The 2,215-nt window shown below is 64.7% G+C and carries 3 protein-coding genes; all 3 read right to left on the bottom strand.

What is annotated here, in order from left to right:
* Positions 1-1,096, bottom strand: a 1,096-nt coding sequence (locus AACR77_RS04280) for a DNA-binding domain-containing protein (RefSeq protein ID WP_197055479.1), incomplete at its 3' end; no start/stop codon positions are given.
* 74 nt (positions 1,097-1,170) lie between these two features.
* On the bottom strand, positions 1,171-1,878 hold the full coding sequence (locus tag AACR77_RS04275; RefSeq protein ID WP_000204520.1) for an EAL domain-containing protein: 708 nt from the start codon (positions 1,876-1,878) through the stop codon (positions 1,171-1,173).
* Positions 1,875-2,111, bottom strand: coding sequence for a broad-spectrum mercury transporter MerE (gene merE / locus AACR77_RS04270; RefSeq protein WP_000993386.1), 237 nt, complete (start codon positions 2,109-2,111; stop codon positions 1,875-1,877). Before merE ends, AACR77_RS04275 begins: the two co-directional genes overlap by 4 nt.
* Between the last annotated feature and the right edge of the window lie 104 nt (positions 2,112-2,215).

Below are 2,215 nucleotides of genomic sequence, written 5' to 3'. Positions count from 1 at the left end.
GTTGGAGCAGGCCGTTGTGCACCGAACCGTGGTAGGTGCCGACCGCCAATGTGAGCCAGCGCTCTAGCTCGCGCAGCGTCAGGGCGGCCTTGTTTTCGGAATCGTAGTCGCCGCGCTGGTCAGGGTTGGAGAAGGTCGTTCCCGGCAGTTCGTCGTGAATCATCTGCATCGCCGTGCCGATGATCCGTTCCACGATGCCGCCATAGTGCGGCTGTCCCAGCGGGCGATAGTCCAGCCGGATGCCATGCTGCTCGCAACCCCGGCGCAGGGCCTCGCTCTTGAACTCGGCCGCGTTGTCTAGGTAGAGCAGCAAGGGCTTGCCGCTCATCTGCCAATCCATTTCCACGTTCAGTCCTTCCAGCCAAGGGCGCTTGTCGCAGGCGACATGCACGAGGCACAGGCCAACCGAAACGGCAGACGGCGCTTCCAGCGTGACGACCATGCCGAGCACGCAGCGGGTGAACACGTCGATGGCGAGGGTCAGGTACGGGCGGCCAATAGGTTGCCGGTCGCGGTCATCGACCACGATCAGGTCGATGACCGTATGGTCTATCTGCACCTGCTCCAGCGGCGCGGTCACGGCAGGAGGCTCGCCGCCCACACCTTGTAGGTCACGAGCGGCATCCTGGCCTTCCCGCCGGCGGATGACCTTGCGCGGGTCAAGGCTAGCGATCCGTAAGGCCACGGTATTGCGCGCCGGCACTCGCAGTTTTTGAGCCTTGCACACCTGAGTGACTTCGCGGTGAAAGGCCGCTAGGCTGCGCTTCTGCTTGGTCAGGAACCGCTTTTGCAGTAGCTCGTGGATGACGCGCTCGACCGGTTCCGGCAAGCGCCCCTTACCTTTACCTCCACCGGACTGGCCGGGCACCAGATCCGTCACGAGGCCGCTGCCTTGCCGGGCACGCCGGATCAGAACGTATACCTGGCGCCGAGACAAGCCCAGCGCCTGAGCCGCCATATCGGCCGCTTCGTGCCCGACCGTCTCCGACTGCGCCAACGGACTGATGATCTCCGCACGACGGCGCGCACGCTCCCAAGCCTCATCAGGCAGAGTGGCCACGCCTTGTTCTGGAATCCGTGGGGTGTCCGTCGCCATGCTCACCTCGCTTTGGTGCACACGAGTATTGAGCATAGTCGAGATTGGTGCAGATCACTTCTGATATTGAACTGTCAGGAGCTGGCTGCACAACAGCCATTACGCCCAATCAACTGGTGCAGTCGTCTTCTGAAAATGACATCCATGCCCAGCCCGTGCGCGAGCTGGATCACCGCCCGCACGATAGTTTGGTCACGGGCATCATCCGGGAGCCTGGCGACAAAGGATTGGTCGATTTTCAATGTGGTGATGGGGCAGCATTTCAGATGTTGCAGGCAGGAATAGCCGGTGCCGAAGTCGTCGGCGGCGAAGCGCACGCCGATGGCGCGCAAGGCGTCGAAACTGGCGAACAGGGCTGGATTGCCGAATGCGACCGATTCGGTCAGTTCGATCTCCAGAAGCTCGGCGGGCAGGGCCATATCGGCCAGCACCCGCTTTACCTCGTCGTCGAACGTTGGCCCAACCTGGCTGGCGGACACATTGATGGCAAGACGGAACGGTTGCCATGCCGGTCCTTGCCACTTGTGCATCTGGCGACAGGCCTCGCCCAGCACCCACGCGCCTATTTCCGGCATCAGGCCGAACGACTCGGCCAGCGGCAGGAACTGGCCGGGCGGCAACAGGCCAAGCCTCGGATGCCGCCAGCGCATCAACGCTTCCGCGCCAGCGATCCGGTGATCGCGCAGATCGACCAGCGGCTGGTAATGCAGGTCAAGCTGTCCGCGCGCCGCCGCCTGCGCCAACTCGGCCGCCGTCCATCCGGCGGGCTGCGAACTCGTCATGATCCGCCCCGGAAGGCGCGCAGCAGCCGCGTTACGGCCAGAACGAACAAGCCGGTCAGCGCGAGCGCGGCAACACCCCAATGCTCGCCAAGGAAGGCACCGGCGGTCGTCCCGGCCAGCACGGCGGCGAGAATCGGCAGATGGCAGGGGCAGGTCAACACGGCCAGCGCACCCCACAGGTAGCCGGAAACGGGTTGGCGCGTCTCGGGCGGCAGTTTGTCAGGGGCGTTCACGGCAATGCCTCCTCGTGCGCCCGCTCGGCTGGCATGGAGGCCAGTTGCGCGTCCAGATGGGCCAACGCCGCGCGCCGCCGCTCGACCAACTGGCGCAGCACGGC

The organism is Aeromonas sp. ZOR0002 (assembly GCF_963866995.1).
GTDB lineage: Bacteria > Pseudomonadota > Gammaproteobacteria > Enterobacterales > Aeromonadaceae > Aeromonas > Aeromonas caviae.
This window is presented reverse-complemented; position numbering and strand designations above follow the sequence as displayed.